We start from the raw sequence: 18,141 nt of genomic DNA, 5'->3' as shown, positions 1-18,141 counted from the left end.
ATTTACTGAATATCCCGCAGTCGCAACTGTAAGCTGGAAACACCCTGCCATGTATTGAGATCAATGGAATATGCGGCACTGAAAGTTTTTTGAGTTTTAATCAAATCACATTTATCTCCCAGATTAAAACCGATAGCGTTAAATTTCAAATCGTTCTTCTTTTGCGTTGTAATGCATAATTTCAAATGATTATCGTCAGCTCCTACTGTTTTTGCGTAACCGGTATCTATCACTTTTTCTGTTAGGAAAACGGGTGTCATATTCTCTGGACCGAATGGTTCCATTTGCTGAAGTATGCGGTAGAATTTATTCGTGATAGAACTAAATGGAAGCTGACAATCAATCAATATTTCCTCCGTACGTTGTTGCATTTTAATTGTTCCACAAACAACCTCTTCAAATCGGTTTTTGAAAGCTTCAAAGTTTTCCTCTTTTAGAGTAAGACCTGCAGCATACATATGTCCACCAAATTGCTCGATAAACTCTGAGCATTGTTCCAGCGCGTTATAAACATCAAATCCTCTCACACTACGAGCACTTGCGGCGAGGTAATCTCCACTTTTAGTAAACACTAGTGTAGGTCTGTAATATTTTTCCATTAATCGGGACGCTACAATTCCTATGACCCCTTTGTGCCATTCTGGATTATAAACTACCGTAGAGTACCGCTCTGTCTCGCAAGAATCCAATATTTGATCTAGCGCCTCAATGGTAATAGAGCGATCTGTTTCCTTACGATCTGTATTGAATTGTTCAATCTCTTTAGCAAATTTCACAGCTTTCTCTAGGTTCGTTTCCGTTAGTAACTGTACCGCATGAAGTCCATGTTTCATACGACCAGCGGCATTGATACGTGGAGCGATCGTAAAAACCACATCAGTTGCTGTAAGCTTATCTTTATTTAATTGCGAAATTATAGCTTGAAAACCCGCCCGTGGGCTCGTATTAATCACATGCAAACCGTGAAAAGCAAGAATCCTATTTTCTCCATTTATAGGGACAATATCTGCACCTATTGCTGTTGCTACTAAATCCAAATAGGGAATTAGTATATCAAAATTCCAATTATTAGAACTCGTTATCGCCTGACATAATTTGAAACCAACACCACAGCCGCAAAGCTCATCAAAGGGATAATCGCAATCTGCTCGTTTGGGATCTAGGACAGCCACTGCATCAGGCAACGTCTTTCCAGGTCTGTGGTGGTCGCAAATGATGAAATCAACTCCCTTTTCCTTTGCATAAGCGACCTTATCAATGGCTTTAACACCGCAATCTAAAGCGATGATAAGAGTGAAATCATTGTCATGAGCAAACTCGATACCTTGATAACTTACACCATAACCTTCCTCATAACGATCTGGAATATAAGTAGCTACCTTGGGATAATACGATTGTAGAAATGAGGAAACCAGTGCAACACTAGTCGTACCGTCCACATCATAATCACCATAAACTAGAATATTCTCTTGATTTTCAACCGCTTTCTGAATGCGTGTAACCGCAAGATCCATATCTTTCATTAGAAATGGGTCGTGCAACTCGTTTAATGAGGGGCGGAAAAATGATTTCGCTTTCGCGAAAGTGTCTACGCCTCGTTGTACCAGCAAGCCAGCAAGAACTGGATCTATATTCAGATCGTTAGAAAGCTTGTTTTGTAATTTAGGATCTGGTAGTGGTTTAAGAGTCCAGCGCATATTGAAATTTCAATTGCAAATTAGAAATTAAAAGACAGACTCCCGTGTTTCAAAAAAGTATTTACTACTCATTAATAACACACATGGATAGAATGAAAACAATTCAACAAAGCTTTTTTTATACTGGAGATAATAAAGCGGTGAGATTCTCTCGGTTTGGAATTTCCGGAGAGTTAAGTAAAGAAATCTCAACTCATTTTTACTTCTTAATTTAATAAAATTACCAACTCAAACATTACTTAAATTGTTTGTTGACAGTCAAGTTTATGGCTGGAAGATTAAGATTAAAATGTCATGCAAACTTAACACCTGGATGTTTCGTCAGTTTCTAATATTCTTTAGAAAGAGCACTTCTCTAAATACTAAAATGATCAGAGCTATTTTTCTAGAATAATTCTCATTAGATCTCCGTTTGCGTCGTATTCAATGACAAATTTCTCATTTTCCATGAAACCTACTCCCGTGAAAGATGAGGTAGTAATTAAGTAAACTCCAGCAGCCGTTTTACGTCCTGAACCTACTGCAACGCCATACTGATATAGCTTCAAGGAATCATTAGACTCATTAAATTTCAAAGCATATTCGGTATTTGAGATATCTTCAAAATCATATGCTATGGACTTATCACTATTTATAGGCAGCTCCTCCGTTTTTGTTTGCTTATTGTTTGAAAGCGCAGTGTCTGTTGCTTTAATAGTAATAGTCTCAGACTTTACTTCTTTACCAATGGCGACAGCGATTGAAGTCGATTGCTCTAAATTTTCACCTCCGTTATATTTATATTTTAACCTTTCAAAAGACTCAAAAGATTCGCGTACAGCACTGAAGTATGCCTTTTGATAATCTTTTTCTGTACCTCTAGCCGCCTTCGTTTTAAACAATACATTTCCAGAACAATCTTCTAACCTTGCATCGATGTCTGCCCAAAGTATTCCAGATTTTTCAACTTTTAATTGCATACTGTTACAAAGACCACGATTAAGATCTGTGGGAAGAATTTCATTATTACGGTAAGTTTCAAATCCGTATTTCTGTAATAAAAATTCCATGAGCTCATTCAACCGATATTCATTAGCAGAATTCTGAAACTCATATTGATTCTCTACAATAACATACTTGTAATCATTAATAGATTGAGCTGTCGCGCAAGTGCATCCTAGAGTAAGAAATAGGAAAAAAAGATTTTTCATGAGATAGATAATGGGTAAATATAAAACATTTGGAATCTAGGTTTTTGATCTGGAGTCTTATCCATAAGTTTTCTGATCACCTAAGTACAACTTTTAAAAACTCAATACTTGTGCCGTTTTTGTAACTTTATAGCTTCAACTTTTATACGCCATACAAACTTATATAATCTCATGAAAAAATTAGAATTGCTTAAAAAGCATTTTGGTTATGATAGTTTCCGACCGTTGCAAGAGGAAATTATAGATGATGTCCTGAACAAAAAAGACCTGATGGTCGTGATGCCTACAGGCGGTGGAAAATCAATGTGTTTTCAACTTCCCGCTTTGATGCTGGAAGGAGTCACCCTAGTTATATCGCCACTTATCGCTCTTATGAAAGATCAAGTGGATGCCCTTAATGCTAACGGTATTGCCGCTGGGTTTTTTAATAGTTCACAGGAGTCCACGCAACAACAAGATGTAATCTTGCAATTGCAGGACGGCAGTTTGAAACTACTTTACGTAGCGCCAGAGAGTATTTCCCTGCTTCAAAATTACCTGGCATCCATAACCGTTTCTTTGATCGCGGTGGATGAGGCGCACTGTATTTCGACTTGGGGTCACGATTTTAGACCGGCATACACCCAACTCGCCTATCTTAAAAAATCCTTCCCAGACGCCAACTTGATTGCCCTAACGGCAACGGCAGATCGAGCGACCAGATCTGACATTAAAAAACAGCTTACCATCAGTGATGGTAAAGAATATATTGCATCCTTTGACCGTCCTAATATTATGCTGGAAGTGCGTCCCGGCAATAATAGAATTTCACAAATACGTAGATTCCTCAAAAAATACGAAGGTGAATCCGGCATTATTTATTGTTTGAGCCGCAAGAGCTGTGAGAGCCTTTCCAGCAAATTGAAGAGCTACGGCTACTCTGCGGCAGCTTACCATGCTGGTCTGGAAAACCGCTTTCGCGAAAGCGTGCAAGAGCGATTTATAAAGGATGAGATCAAGATCGTGGTAGCGACCATTGCTTTTGGGATGGGAATTGACAAGTCAAATGTGCGATTTGTGATCCATTACAATATGCCTAAAAATATTGAGGGGTATTATCAGGAAATAGGTCGTGCTGGTCGGGATGGCATTGAATCGAGAGCACTGCTTTTCCACAGCTATGCAGATGTGATGCAACTGCGCCGGTTTGCAGAGACGAGCGGCAATAGTGAAGTACAGCTGGCCAAACTGGAGCGCATGAAACAATTTGGTGAAGCGCTTACCTGCCGCAGGCGCATGTTACTCTCCTATTTTAATGAATATTTACCGGAAGATTGTGGCAACTGTGATGTCTGTCTCAATAAACCTGACTTTTTTGACGCTACCGTTCAAGCTCAAATGGCTCTTAGCGCCGTTTACAGGATGAAGGAACAATGCTCCCTGACCCTGTTGATCGATGTGTTGCGCGGTGCAAATAATGCCGGCGTGATGGAAAGCGGTTTTCACGTCATCAAAACGTACGGTACCGGTAGGGAAATTTCCTGGAGCAACTGGCAACAATATATCATCCAAATGATCAATCAAGGCTTGCTGGAAATTGCATTTCATGAGCAAAATCACATGAAATTAACGGAGCAGTCCAAAGAAGTGCTGTTTGATAACCGTGCCGTTCAACTCGCTGTTATTCCTAAGCCAGAGGACATCGCTGCGAAAACTTCACAACCGACTACAGAATTACCCACAGACGTCAACCGTAAACTTTACGATGCCCTTAAAGAATTGCGAACAGATCTTGCCCGCAAGGAAAGTATCGCACCCTACATGGTTTTCAGTGACGCGACCTTAAAAGATATTGCTAGTAGAATACCGCTGGACGATAATCAGTTTGCCGATATTACTGGTGTAGGAACCCACAAACATGACAAATATGCTTTTGGGTTTTTGAAAGTAATTCAAGATTACAAAGAATCTAGAACGGAAGATTTTGTGTATCGCGATGAAGCTCCCAAAAAAAAATCCCGTAAAAAAGCAAAATCTGGCGGTCTTACAGATACCGTAATGGACAGCGTGGAATTATTCTGGAATGGAAAAAGTATAGATGAAATTGCAGTAGAAAGAGGCTTGAAAGCTGACACTATTCTAGCACATATAGGCAAGCGGTATGCTTCCCATAGAGATGTGGATGTTGAGAAATTGCTAGAGGGAGTTGATTTAGAAATGCTGGAAAAGATGCTGCCTAATTATCAAAAAGAAAATTCGCTTAAACCTATTTTCGATCATTTTGATGGAAAAATCGGCTACGGACAGCTGCGGCTCGGAATGGCTGTTGTTGAAGCGCGCATTACCACCGCCGTATGATTATTGATAATTTAGAAGCCGGATATTTCGGCATTGGGATAGAAAATGGGAAAACTCCGGAGAATCTGGGTGTTCTATGGCGCAGTGCACAAAATCTAGGCGCCAGTTTTATTTTTACTATAGGCAATCGATATGCAAAACAGGCCAGCGACACTCATAATGCTGTGACTTCCCTACCCTATTTTCACTACAAGACTTTTGATGATTTCTATGCACACCTGCCTAAAGGCGCCATGCTCATAGGTGTAGAATTAAACTCCAAAGCTAAACTTCTAGCTGATTTTCAACACCCTCGTAATTGTGTCTATTTATTAGGAGCAGAGGATAATGGATTGACAAAAAAAGCGATTGAAAAATCACACCAACTCATTAGATTTGATACGCCGAAAAGTTTAAATGTATCTGTTGCTGGAAGTATTGTGATGTACGATCGCAGTGTGAAAGGAGCAGCGATTTACTTAGACGGCGCTCCTAAATAGTCTAACGCATAGCACATTAACAATAGTGAAAAGAAAGAAAATAATTCGCTTATAATATGGATTAAAAATTTTCCTGCTACATTTGTTGTCTAATTATTATAATTTATTACCATGAAACAAGGCACCGTAAAATTTTTCAATGAATCAAAAGGTTTTGGATTCGTCGTTGAGGATGGAACAAATCAAGACTGCTTCGTGCACGTCACCGGACTAATCGATGAGGTTAGAGAAGGAGACAAAGTTGAGTATGAAGAACAAGAAGGTAAAAAAGGAATGAACGCTGTAAACGTTAGAGTTATACAGTAATTGAAGTTATATTTCTAGACTTAGAAAGCCCATTCGCAAGAACGGGCTTTTTTATGTTTAATGACACCCACAATCCCCATCTCCACAGTTACCAGAGTCGTATTTTTTAGGAAAAAAACTCTTGCGAAATAACCATAATACAGCACCTACTGCTGCAATGGCTAATAGAATATATTGTAGATAAATCATGATCGTTTCTTTAATTTTAATGAAGAACTTAGACCTTAAAACTGTGCCTTAGTTTCTTTGTTTACTTATACAAAAATCACGCCGACTGCCTTATGCCATTTTACCTATTTCAGAATCTGAAAGGCTCCCAAAGCAGCAAAATAAGCTATGATAGTCATTGCCGTAAATTGTATGGCAGGCCATTTCCAGCTGTTTGTTTCTCGTTTTACAATCGCGAGCGTACTCATACATTGCATTGCAAATGCATAGAAAAGTATCAATGATATACCGCTGGCAAAAGTAAATAGTGGACCACCTAGTATGGGGTTAACCTCAGCCCGCATTCGGTTTTTGATGGTTTCATTCATTTTGTCCTCATCTTTTATATTTTCCACACTGTAAATGGTTGCTAGAGTTCCAACAAACACCTCTCGAGCCGCAAAAGAACTCACGATCGCAATCCCTATTTTCCAATCATAACCTAGCGGTCGCACCGCTGGCTCAATAGCTTTTCCTATATATCCTATAAAGCTGTGTTCAAGCTTATGTGAAGCTATTTTTTGTTCAATTATTTTATCCTCTACGTCCTGACCTGCATACTGTTCCTTAACGATACTCTCTGCATTATTAAACTTATCCCCCACTCCATAACTGGCGAGAATCCACAAAACAATACTAATCGCCATGATGATCTTTCCAGCACCTAAAACGAAACTCTTAGTTTTCTCAATTACCGTAATGAGAACGTTTTTAAACATAGGTAATTTGTAAGCTGGCATTTCCATCACAAAGAAAGACTTACGTTTGATGGGTAGGATTTTATTGAGAACCCAAGCTGAGACAATGGCAGCAGCAAAGCCTAACAAATACAATAACATTAAGGTAAGCGCCTTTAAATCAAAGAACCACCAGATATCCTGATCTGGAATTACTAAAGCGATGATAATCAAATACACCGGCAATCTAGCAGAACAGGTGGTAAATGGAACTACTAGAATTGTGATCAATCGTTCCTTCCAGTCCTCGATATTACGTGTTGCCATAACAGCAGGAATCGCGCAAGCTGTTCCTGAAATCAACGGTACTACACTCTTCCCGCTCAAACCAAATTTTTTCATGATGTGGTCCATTAAAAAAACTACCCTGCTCATATAACCACTTTCCTCCAATAATGCGATAAAGAGGAACAAAAACGCAATCTGCGGTATAAAGATCACGATACCGCCTAATCCTGGAATAATACCTTCTGCAATAAGGCTGGTGAACGGCCCGTCAGGAAGACTTTCTGCTGTGATTTGGCTTAAAGAAGCAAATGCCTGATCGATCCAATCCATAGGATATTCTGACCAATCATAAATCGCCTGAAAAATCAATAATAGAACAAAGAAGAAAATAAGATAACCCCAAACCTTGTGCAATAAGATTCTATCTAGTTTGCTGCGCAAGTCTTTGGCATGCACCGTATCAACGTGCAATACTTTTTTAAGCAATCCATTTATAAATTGATACCGGACTACCGTTTCTTTATGTTGTAATTTTTTAAGATCTTCTTCTGACTTGACACTAAAATTACTGCTTTTGAGCTTTTCATAATCCCTGCCACGATCCACTTTTCCAAAGTTTACATCTTGTGTAATCACCAACCATAATTTATATAATTGCTGGTTAGGATACACTTTACTTAAGCGGCTAAAATACTCAGGATCAATGACACTAGAATTGACGCAAGGCTCTGTTTTTAAAGTTTTGTACTGGGAAATAGCTTCTTTAAGCGCGTTGATCCCTTGGTTTTTACGAGCGCTGACAAGAACTACTCTAGTATTGAGTTCTTTCTCCATCAACTCAATGTCTAGGGTGATCGCCTTTCTTTGCATGCGATCTGCCATATTTATAACCAGAATTGCCGGTATTTCTAGATCTTTGATTTGGGTAAAAAGCAACAGGTTACGTTTCAGGTTTTCTATATCGCTTATCACTACCGCAACATCTGGAAAGTCCTTAGAGTTTTTATTTAGTAATGTTTCTACTACTACACTTTCGTCAAGAGAAGAGGTATTTAAACTGTACGTTCCTGGAAGGTCTAAAATATGCGCTTTTAAACCGCGGTCCAGCTTGCAAAGCCCTTCTTTCTTTTCTACCGTGATTCCCGGATAATTTCCCACCTTTTGATTCAAACCGGTCAATCGGTTAAAAAGTGACGTTTTTCCAGTGTTGGGATTGCCTATAAGGGCAACGTTGATCGATCTAGACATATGGATCCACGTTTATTTTACGAGCCGTTTCTCTACGTATAGCGAGATGCGTCCCATTAATGTTTAAATATATTGGATCTTGGAAAGGAGCACTTTGCATCATAGTCACAAGATTTCCAGGCAAGCAACCCATTTCCAGCAACTTTAACGGCACATCAGTTTCACTGAAGCTTTTGATAATTGCTATTTCTCCACGTTTGAGATGTGCGATGGTCTTCTCCAATTCTTATTTAGAATTAATTTGAATAGGCAAAAGTACGCTCCCCTTAGGGAATAGGAAAATATTGTCAGTTAAATCTGTAGATGTATTTAAATTGAATCTTATTTACACTATATAGTTCTATGAATTTCCAGAAGTTCTTCTAGATATTCTCGATTATTAGACAATCGCGGGATTTTATGTTGGCCACCCAATTTATCTTTTGACTTCAACCAGTGATAAAAAACACGACCATTAGCAAAATGTATTAATGGTTGCCTTAAAGTCAGGTCGTTCTCTCTCTTTGCTGCATAATCACTATTAACCGCTTGTAGATGTAAGTCAAGTAATGTCTTGAACTCATCTGCGTGTTCAGGTGGTTGTTCAAATTCAATGATCCACTCATGAGCTCCTTTCTCCTTGCCTTCCATGAAAATGGGAGCCACCGTATAATCCTTAATTATGCAGGGAACTTTTTGAATAGTTGCTTTTAAGGCAGCTTCGGCATTTTCAATAATTAATTCTTCACCAAAGACATTTATATGGTGTTTTGTCCTACCCGTAACTTTGATGCGGTACGGTGAGGTATTTGTGAAGCGCACCGTATCTCCTATTTTATAGCGCCATAAGCCAGCGTTTGTAGTAATAATAATTGCATAATTCTCCCCAATTTCAACTTGTTCTAATGGAATAATTTTTTGATCAGTGCCTCCATAGGTTGACATTGGAATGAATTCATAAAAAATCCCGTAATCTAGCATTAGCAGTAGGTCTTTACTGTCATTTGTGTCTTGTATAGCAAAAAAACCTTCGCTTGCATTATAAGTCTCGTAGTATTTAATATCAGATTTTGGCAACAATCTCTTGAAAGGTTCTTGATAAGGATCAAAACTGACGCCGCCGTGAAAAAACACTTCCATATCTGGCCACACCTCGAGAATATTACTTTTCCCTGTAGTTTCCAGAACATTATTGAGTAAAACCATCATCCAGGAAGGAACACCAGCAAGGCTAGTGACCTTTTCATCAATTGTCTCCCTTACGATAGCTGGCATTTTCTTCTCCCAGTCTGCCATTAAGGCCACGTCATTTCCTGGAGTGGAACTATAGTCTGCCCAGAATGGCATGTTATCAATTAATATGGAACTCAAATCTCCCGCAGATGTTCCAGAAGTCTTATTTAGTTTTTTACTGCCTCCCAACCTCAGACCTTTACCTGTAAATAAGCGAGAATCTGGATTGTTGTTTAAATACATGCACAACAAATCCTTTGCAGCGGCATAGTGACAATCTTGAAGGGACTGTTGACTTACAGGAATGAATTTACTTCTAGCACTGGTAGTACCACTAGACATCGCAAAATATTTGATTTCTTCAGGCCAGAAAATATTTCCCTCGCCATTGCGCGATCGCTCAATATCCTGTTTTACGTCTTCGTATTCAGAAATGGGAACTTGATCCTTGAATCTAGCATAACTACAAATAGCTTTAAAACCATATTTCCTGCCTACCTCCGTATTTTTTGCCTGATCAACCAGATCAAGTAATAAGTTGTTTTGTAACTCCTGCGGATGCTTCATAAACAACTCCATATCGTGAATGCGTTTCTTGAGAAACCACGACACTACAGAATTGATAAGGGGAATTGCCACGCTCTAGTTGGTTTAAGGTATTTTTGGGGCAATATACCTACATTTTCCCAAAAAAATATCTTTAGAATGGTACTAAGCGGCACGATACGCAAGATGCAAACAGAATTAAAGGATACTGTCCAGTATTACTTGGTATTCAAGGACGAATTCCTGCATGTCAACCAGCTTCTGGGTCAACATATAAGCATAAAACACGTTGCGAATGAATGTCTCAATTGCGGCCTGGATAAAAAAATATGGCGACAAGGTTATTGTTACGACTGCTTTTCCAGCAGCCCGCAAGCCGGTGAGTGGATTATAAAGCCAGAATTGAGCAGGGCACATCTTGATGAAGAAGACCGCGATCTAGAATATGAAAAACGAGTGCAGCTTAAACCACACATGGTGTACCTCGCCAACTCCAGCAACATAAAAGTAGGCGTGACACGCAAAACGCAAGTCCCCACGCGCTGGATCGATCAAGGCGCCCATGAAGCACTGGCAATTGTAGAAGCGCCCAACCGCTACCTGGCTGGAATTACAGAGGTCGCTTTGAAAGAAAAGGTTGCAGACAAGACGAACTGGAGAAAAATGTTAACTAATAGTATTGAGGATGTGGACTTGTTACGCTTTCGCGAAAGCTTAATCGACCTCATCCCACAGGAAGCTCGAGAATTTATATTACCCGCAACGACAGAAACACACATTCACTTTCCCGTGCTGGAATATCCTAAAAAAGTCACTTCAGTAAACCTGACCAAAACTCCGGAACACAGCGGAAAACTCATGGGTATCAAAGGTCAATATTTCATTTTTGAAGGAGGTAAAGTCATGAATATACGCAGTCATGAGGGCTTTGTAGTAGACTTGAATGTGGACTGATGACTCTACAATAAGCTTGAAATGACCGTCCTTCTATTGATTACTGTATTTCAGTAAAAATTGTTACGAACTATCTTTTTGGGACCTTGCGATAAACCAGCAAGATCTGTCAATTAATTATTTCCAGTCGTATCCTTCTTTTTCTTCAGCAATCCCTGCAACAAATTTCTTGCAGTTTCTTTAACGGGATCTTTAGTTGCTGGTTTTTTAATGGTATCTGTTATATTTTTTATGGCCGTGGAATCTTTGACAGCTGGTTTTTTTCCGCTTAAAATATCTTTGATTCCTCCAAGAGGGTTTTTACCTGAAGTTAGGTCTTCAATAGCATTGCCTAAAGCGTCTTCTCCTTTTTCCTTTAAGCGTTGTTTTTGAATTTCTATAATCTGGCTGGTAAGATTTGTAACTGCAGACTCTAAATTTACTTGAACATTAGGTTTTGAAAACGATCCAGTAAAACGAATGGGTAAGGGTACGGTCATTTTATCAATATCGGTAGCCTGTAATTTTGACAAGAGTGAAGCTCCATCCTTTCCTAGATATTTTGCGGGCAGTTTGAGATCCATTGTGTAGTCCATCTCGTTAGTAAGACTGTGTTTACCACTGGCGGTGACAACAATATCCTTGATCTTAAAATCAAACGGACTTACCTGAACGGCACCGTCCTGAAATTTTAACTTGGTTTTCAAATCACTTAAATCAATATCTTTTAAACTGATAAAAGATAACTGTTGATCAAGCTTATCCAACAATGGTGCTGCACCCGTTTGAATATCTCGAGTCAATAACTCTGCCAGAGCGCCACCATTTATGCTGGTCAATATAGGAGAAAGGTCGCTCGCAAGATCTCCCTTAATTTCAATATCGGTATTTATCCTTCCCTGCAACGCCTTCAATAAAGGGACGTATTGTTGGAACATTTCAAATCCTGCAAAGGCTTGAGAAATGTCTAGATTGTCCATGTTTAAATTCATATTGAATTTAGGACTTGAGCCTTTTGTCGTTACCATTCCCGCAAGGCCGATTGCTCCGCCAAATATATCACTGCGCACATCGCTCATCGTGAGTGTTTCATCTCTAATTGCTGCTATTCCCTGAACATTTTTAAGGATTAATCCGTCGTATCTTACTTCTTTTAAATTGAAGTCCAGATTAGCATCTAAAAACGCTGGGATCTTCACAGCTTCTTCAGTTTTGGAAGTGGTCGTCTGATTTGCCGAAGCCACTTCTGTGGATTCCTCCATAAAATCACCCACGTCAAAACTGTTGGAATTAACTTTAAAGTTCCCTTTCAAGCCTTGATCCTGCAACAAAAAGCCTATTAGGTTATTGATCGTACCGCTCGCCTTGATGTCCGTATTTCCCGTGATAGCATCAAAACTATTTAACTTAATCGTGGAAGTATTAAGATCAATATCGGTTCGTCTGATCAAAAACGGACTCTTAAACGCAGATCCTATGTATTTAAAGTCAGTTAATGTTGCGGTTCCTTTTGTATTGACACGCTCATAACGTTCTTTCTCGATACTTTCCATGTCAAATTGCGCTGCAATATCTAATGCTAGTCGTCCATCAAGATCCATATCTTCTGGAAGCGGAAAAGATTGGGAAAGATTTCCTAGGTCTAGATTTCCGTTAGCATTCAGATCCACCTTCATATTGCTGGTTAAATCTGTAATCATCGCTCGACCTTCTAAACGATCTTTCCCTATGTTGAAGGCGGTGTTTGCAATATTCAGATAAGTATCTTCCACTTTTCCAGTAGTATTAAGCAACTGTGCATCAATGAAAATGTTAGTCACTTTTTGTGGCAGGTCTGGATATTGAAAGGAAGCATTGTTTGATTTCGCAGTGATGTCCAGCGTTGGTATCAATTCATCTGTAACCTGACCTTTAATAATCCCATTTACCACAAAGTCTCCGGTCGTAGTGATGCCTTCTAAGTTAGATCGATATGTTTCTGGAATGATCGCAAAAAAGTTTTTAAAGTCCGATGATGGTGCTTTAAATGTCAGATCTACCATCGTGTAATCTTCTTCCAAATCAATGTATCCAGCAAGTTCTAGCTCCAGGTCATTAATCAAGGCTTTATTATCCTCAAGCGTGTATTTCTGGTTTTCAAGATCCATTAGGATATCTGCATCCAGATTTACACTTTGGCCCGACAAATATTCAACACCGTCAAGGCTGTAGATCACTCTGGCAGTGGTTTTTGTGTCCAGCGTACTGGATTTTAGGGAAAAATCACCGTTACCACTATGTTGTAAACCGGATAGAACGAGACGGTTTTTTGAAATTGCATCTTCATAGGAAAGCTCTGAATTCTTGATCTCGTAGTATTTTAGATCGAGATTGAATCCTGATGACGTGTCTTGAGGTTGATTTTTTTCCGCTTTCGCGGAAGCGATATCCCAGTTGGACGCATTATTTTCATCCACTTTAAGTCTCGCCACGGCACCATCAACAATCAATTCATTAATGCGGATGGGCTCACTCGCATTATTGAAAACGTCGAAAAGTGGCATGTCCAGATAGGTTTCATTTGCATAAAATAAGGTGTCGCCGGCAAATGGCGCCTTGTTGACAATGGACAATTTCTTGATTTTCAAACGCGCATCAGGAAACGCCCTAATGAAGCTCAAATCTACGTCTCCAAATTCAACCTGAGCATCCAGTGACTCGTTCAGTTTGTCCTTTACGACCTGTGCGATTTGATCTTGAAAAACGAACGGCGCGGCAATAACTACCACGACCAGTAACAAAACCACGATTCCCAATACTTTAAAAAACTTCTTCATTTGTATATTTTGAAACTTTTAGTCTAATTTTATTTCATGTGCCATTCTGGTAGGAACGGGTTTTTAAATGCGGATATACTGTGGTAAAAAAACATCTCACACATTTCTTAATCTACTTAAAACAACAATCATGCTGCAAATAGCGATAACTATCAATTAAAAAGACTGTTCAAATCGTAAACCATTGCCTGTGAACCGTTTCATATTGCCACAAAAGTACCAAAGGAGTTGGTCATAATTCCTTAATTTGCTGCAAAAGTAAATGGCATCGCAACACAACACAACCATCAGATATTCATTGCATTAGGAAGTAACCTGGGCGACAGGTTTGAAAACCTATGCGCTGCTGTAGATCATATAGAGCAGCAACTGGGTCCGGTAATTAATGTTGCGCCAGTGTATGAAGTACCAGCAGTGGGGTTTTCTGGGAATGATTTTTTGAACAGTTGCATGCTGGTGCATTCTATAAAAGAGCCACTAGAAACTCTCGCTATTTTACAGCAAATTGAACGGATTATGGGCCGCCAGCCTAAAGCTGGGACCACTTATGAAAACAGAGTCATTGATCTTGACATTCTCTTGTTTGACGATATTGTAATGGATGAATTAGAACTGCAAATACCGCATCCACGCATGGTGGATCGAGATTTTGTCATGAAGCCTTTAAATGCTATTGCCAGTGATGTATTGCATCCAGTTTTTAAGAAATCAATAGCGTCACTATGGTTCAATATTGAGCTTTCTGAAGTAGTAGAACGCACTGGAATATCGCTGTTAAAAAGCAAGCGATTTCTAAAATATACCGGCAATGATATCGCCTCGTACCAAGGTCAGAATATAAAAACCCAAATGAATAAATTTCCCGTCGACAAGCTTAATTTTATTGCCATTGAAGGAAACATAGGGTCTGGGAAAACCAGTCTCGCCATGAGGATCAGTGAAGACTACAATGGAAAATGCGTATTGGAACGTTTTGCTGACAATCCGTTTTTACCCTTGTTTTATGAGGATAAGGAGCGTTATAGTTTCCCGTTAGAAATGTCTTTTCTTGCAGATCGGTACCAGCAATTGAGTGATGATGTTGCACAGCATGACCTATTTACAAACTTTACAGTTGCAGATTATTATGTGATCAAATCACTGATATTTAGCAACATAACATTAGAAGAGCAAGAATATGCGCTTTACCAGCGTTTGTTTAACATGATGTATAAGGAATTGGTAAAACCAGATTTATACGTTTACCTCTATCAAACCGAAGAACGTTTGCTGGAAAATATCAAAAAACGCGGTCGTGATTATGAACAAAATATTGAAGCAAGTTATCTCGCACAAATACAACAAGGCTATGCAAATTTTATCAGGTCTCAAAAAGATTTAAAAATTAAAGTAATCGATGTTACAAATCTCGATTTTGTCAACAATCAAGAAGATTACCTAGAAGTACTTAGACAAATTTCAGAAGCTATCGCAGCGGGCTGATTTTATTGAAAATATCATAGATTACGATACCAGCACAAACCGCGATGTTTAAACTGTGTTTTGTTCCATATTGATCCAGTTCTATGACCGTGTCGCAAGCATCAACAACTTCTTGCAATACGCCGTTCACTTCATTCCCTAGAACTATAGCGACTTTGGAGTTTAGTTTTGGTGAAAAGTGAAATAGATTTTCAGAACGCTCTGCTTGTTCTATCGCACAAGTTTGATAACCACTGGAGTTTAATTTTTGAATTACCTCGATAGTATTTTCAACATATTCCCAAGATATAGATTCCGTCGCTCCCAAGGCTGTTTTTCGGATTTCTCGATGTGGTGGTTGTGCTGTGATCCCACACAGGTAGATTTTTTCTACTCTGTATGCATCTGCACTACGAAAAATGCTGCCTACATTATTAAGACTGCGCACGTTGTCAAGCACGATTACTAAAGGTGTTTTTTCGCTTTCGCGAAAGCGATCTGTTGAAAGCCGCTCCAGCTCGTCGTTAAGAAGTTTTCTTGTTTCTGACAATAGGAAAATGTTAGAGATTTACCGCAGGACAATTGCAGCTCCACCGGTCTTTAGTACATGAAAAGTCAAATCCTAATGTGATCTGGTGGAAACCACCGCTGGCAAATTGGACGTCTCCAAATTGCTGGCTATACGTATAACCCACAGTGAAATTATTGATCTTTGCTCCTAGAAAAGGTGAAAGCAACGTCAAGTTTTGTTCTTGAATATCGACACCGTTTTGGAATTCTGCTCCTTCAAAACTTTGTCTGTAAGAGGCTCCCATATAAAGCACCGTGTTTTCATTTAGGTCATAGAAAGCTTTAGCATTCAAATCCATGAACTGTTCTTTTGTCCTATTTGTTCGCTGGTACAAAATCGATGGCTCAAATTGCCAGTCAGAATCATTAGGCGCGATAAGGTAGCCTATATTAGCAATAAGGCGCAATTGATCTGTACTTTCAAAGCCCTCAGAATAAATTTCTCTATTTTGAAAAATAGCATTCTTGACAGTCGCATGCAGGAAAAAATCTTTGTATAAATAAGACGCTCCTATATCAATATTGAAATAGGAATCACTGACTAAAACACCCGTGATGATAGGATCAAAATTAGTACGATCAAAGCTGGTCTCATCCAGACGACTCTGTACCATACCTACATTCATCCCAAAGGAAACCCTGTTCAAATCATCATAACCACCGCCTACCTGTAAGTGATAGGCATAAGATAAATAGGCTCCCGTTTGAGAATGGTAACCATTTTTGTCATTAAACACTATAGCACCTATCCCACTATTTTGACCTACTCCAGTATTGAAACTTAACGTCTGTAGATTAGGGGCGTCTTGCTGGTCAAACCATTGCTGGCGTCCCGTCGCTCTAATTTTACCACAATTTGCAGCGCCTGCCATGGATGGATGTAACAAGTATAAATTGTCCATTAAATAATCCTGATACACTGGAATTCCTTCTTGTGCCGCGGTATATTGTGAAACGGATAATAGAATTAGAAAGAGTAAAAAATGTCTCATTAAGATATAATCTATCGCTATTGCGCTTCTTTTAAAACCATCTAGTCTAAAGATTTCTGCACCGCAATGAAAGCCTCAAATATATCATATTATGACTAGATAATTATGAAGCCCATCATTGTTAGCGTGCTGGATTTAAATTAAATATATAGTTATAAGGTATAACATTCATCAGTCCTTAATTGTTCCATCCATCCTATCTATCTTTGTTACCTGAATTAAAAGCCATGAGTACACATACTATAAAAGTAGTTCCTACTACTAATGATTCTATCGTAAAGTTTGAAAGTACCGAGTTTCTGGTTAAAAACCACAGCTATGAGTTCAAAAATATTGATGATGCAAAGCCATCACCGCTAGCGCAACAATTGTTTTATCTTCCTTTCGTAAAAACGGTTTATATCGCTCAAAATTTTATTGCAATAGAACGTTACGATATTATAGAATGGAATGATATTCAAGATGAAGTTTCCGCGCAAATAGAAGAATACTTAAATAGTGGAAAACCGTTGTTACCTGACGAAAAAGAGGTCAAGAAAACACCTGTGACCGTTTATGCAGAGGCCACTCCTAACCCAGCCGTGATGAAATACGTGGCTAATAAAAAATTAGTTCTTGCCAGTCAAGAGTTTAAAACGATTGAGGATACCGAAGCTGGTTCGCTTTCGCGAAAGCTATATCAATTTCCATTTGTAAAAGAATTGTACGTAGATGAAAACTACATCTCTGTTCACAAACATGATATTGTAGAATGGCAGGAAGTTACAAATCAAATCAGGTCTTTTATTAAAGAAGGAATTGAAACAGGGGATGAAATAGGCGTTTCTAAATACACGTCTGGAACAGTGAAGCAGACTGGGGAAAGCATGGATTTGCCTAAGTTTGAGAACTTGAGTGATGTTTCTAAAAAAATTGTTGAGATTCTAGACGAGTACGTACGCCCAGCCGTAGCGAGCGATGGTGGGAATATAGTTTTTGACAGTTATAATGAGGAGACACAAGAAGTAAACGTAATTCTACAAGGTGCTTGCAGTGGCTGTCCTAGTTCTACTATGACGCTGCGCAATGGAATTGAAACGATGATGAAGGACATGATACCTGGCAAAATACAGCGCGTTGTGGCTATTAACGGCTAATTTTATTGATATCGTTGTCGATAATTAATGACAGTTGTATCTTAGA

The 18,141-nt window shown here is 39.0% G+C and carries 15 protein-coding genes; 6 read left to right on the top strand and 9 right to left on the bottom strand.

Translation table 11 applies throughout. From position 1 onward, the window contains the following. Positions 1 to 2: 2 nt before the first annotated feature. Positions 3 to 1,697, bottom strand: coding sequence for a single-stranded-DNA-specific exonuclease RecJ (gene recJ, locus IQ282_RS10120; protein WP_194851743.1), 1,695 nt, complete (start codon positions 1,695 to 1,697; stop codon positions 3 to 5). Between the two features lie 377 nt (positions 1,698 to 2,074). Beyond that, on the bottom strand, positions 2,075 to 2,887 hold the full coding sequence (locus IQ282_RS10115; protein ID WP_194851742.1) for a hypothetical protein: 813 nt from the start codon (positions 2,885 to 2,887) through the stop codon (positions 2,075 to 2,077). Between the two features lie 171 nt (positions 2,888 to 3,058). Between IQ282_RS10115 and recQ the strand changes: the two genes are divergently transcribed. The 3 genes from recQ (at position 3,059) to IQ282_RS10100 (ending at position 6,009) form a co-directional block, all read left to right on the top strand. Next, a complete protein-coding gene (gene recQ / locus IQ282_RS10110) occupies positions 3,059 to 5,224 on the top strand; it encodes a DNA helicase RecQ (protein ID WP_194851741.1) in 2,166 nt (721 codons plus the stop codon). Next, entirely contained in the window at positions 5,221 to 5,703 is a 483-nt protein-coding gene (locus IQ282_RS10105; RefSeq protein WP_194851740.1) for an RNA methyltransferase, read from the top strand. The genes recQ and IQ282_RS10105 overlap by 4 nt, the downstream gene beginning before the upstream one ends. Positions 5,704 to 5,814: 111 nt before the next feature. Beyond that, positions 5,815 to 6,009, top strand: a complete 195-nt coding sequence (locus IQ282_RS10100) for a cold-shock protein (protein WP_194851739.1) — start codon at positions 5,815 to 5,817, stop codon at positions 6,007 to 6,009. Between the two features lie 57 nt (positions 6,010 to 6,066). On the opposite strand, the gene IQ282_RS10095 is transcribed toward IQ282_RS10100, so the two are convergent. The 4 genes from IQ282_RS10095 to IQ282_RS10080 all read right to left on the bottom strand — a co-directional run bounded on the left by IQ282_RS10095 (position 6,067) and on the right by IQ282_RS10080 (position 10,280). Continuing rightward, on the bottom strand, positions 6,067 to 6,198 hold the full coding sequence (locus IQ282_RS10095) for a FeoB-associated Cys-rich membrane protein (protein WP_194851738.1): 132 nt from the start codon (positions 6,196 to 6,198) through the stop codon (positions 6,067 to 6,069). 104 nt (positions 6,199 to 6,302) lie between these two features. After that, entirely contained in the window at positions 6,303 to 8,429 is a 2,127-nt protein-coding gene (gene feoB, locus IQ282_RS10090; protein WP_194851737.1) for a ferrous iron transport protein B, read from the bottom strand. Continuing rightward, positions 8,422 to 8,652, bottom strand: coding sequence for a FeoA family protein (locus tag IQ282_RS10085; RefSeq protein ID WP_194851736.1), 231 nt, complete (start codon positions 8,650 to 8,652; stop codon positions 8,422 to 8,424). Before IQ282_RS10085 ends, feoB begins: the two co-directional genes overlap by 8 nt. 107 nt (positions 8,653 to 8,759) lie before the next feature. Continuing rightward, entirely contained in the window at positions 8,760 to 10,280 is a 1,521-nt protein-coding gene (locus IQ282_RS10080) for a GH3 auxin-responsive promoter family protein (protein ID WP_194851735.1), read from the bottom strand. A 66-nt stretch (positions 10,281 to 10,346) separates the two neighbouring features. On the opposite strand from IQ282_RS10080, the gene IQ282_RS10075 reads away from it, so the two are divergent. After that, the gene (locus IQ282_RS10075; protein WP_194851734.1) at positions 10,347 to 11,141 is read left to right on the top strand and encodes a DUF2797 domain-containing protein; all 795 of its coding nucleotides are present in this window, start codon (positions 10,347 to 10,349) and stop codon (positions 11,139 to 11,141) included. A 113-nt stretch (positions 11,142 to 11,254) separates the two neighbouring features. Here IQ282_RS10075 and IQ282_RS10070 read toward each other — a convergent pair whose 3' ends face one another. Further along, on the bottom strand, positions 11,255 to 13,936 hold the full coding sequence (locus IQ282_RS10070) for an AsmA family protein (protein ID WP_194851733.1): 2,682 nt from the start codon (positions 13,934 to 13,936) through the stop codon (positions 11,255 to 11,257). Positions 13,937 to 14,227: 291 nt separating this feature from the next. Between IQ282_RS10070 and folK the strand changes: the two genes are divergently transcribed. After that, positions 14,228 to 15,418, top strand: coding sequence for a 2-amino-4-hydroxy-6-hydroxymethyldihydropteridine diphosphokinase (gene folK, locus IQ282_RS10065; protein WP_449406809.1), 1,191 nt, complete (start codon positions 14,228 to 14,230; stop codon positions 15,416 to 15,418). Here folK and IQ282_RS10060 read toward each other — a convergent pair. Then, positions 15,402 to 15,947, bottom strand: coding sequence for an RNA methyltransferase (locus IQ282_RS10060; RefSeq protein WP_194851732.1), 546 nt, complete (start codon positions 15,945 to 15,947; stop codon positions 15,402 to 15,404). The genes folK and IQ282_RS10060 overlap by 17 nt on opposite strands. 10 nt (positions 15,948 to 15,957) lie before the next feature. Continuing rightward, on the bottom strand, positions 15,958 to 16,959 hold the full coding sequence (locus IQ282_RS10055) for a PorP/SprF family type IX secretion system membrane protein (RefSeq protein WP_194851731.1): 1,002 nt from the start codon (positions 16,957 to 16,959) through the stop codon (positions 15,958 to 15,960). Between the two features lie 227 nt (positions 16,960 to 17,186). Between IQ282_RS10055 and IQ282_RS10050 the strand changes: the two genes are divergently transcribed. Continuing rightward, complete coding sequence (locus tag IQ282_RS10050; protein ID WP_194851730.1) at positions 17,187 to 18,095, top strand: NifU family protein; 909 nt, start codon at positions 17,187 to 17,189, stop codon at positions 18,093 to 18,095. Positions 18,096 to 18,141: the final 46 nt, after the last annotated feature.

Source organism: Nonlabens antarcticus, assembly GCF_015356755.1.
Classification (GTDB): domain Bacteria; phylum Bacteroidota; class Bacteroidia; order Flavobacteriales; family Flavobacteriaceae; genus Nonlabens; species Nonlabens antarcticus.
Note: the sequence above shows the minus strand (reverse complement) of the source record. Positions and strands in the feature narration are given on the sequence as shown.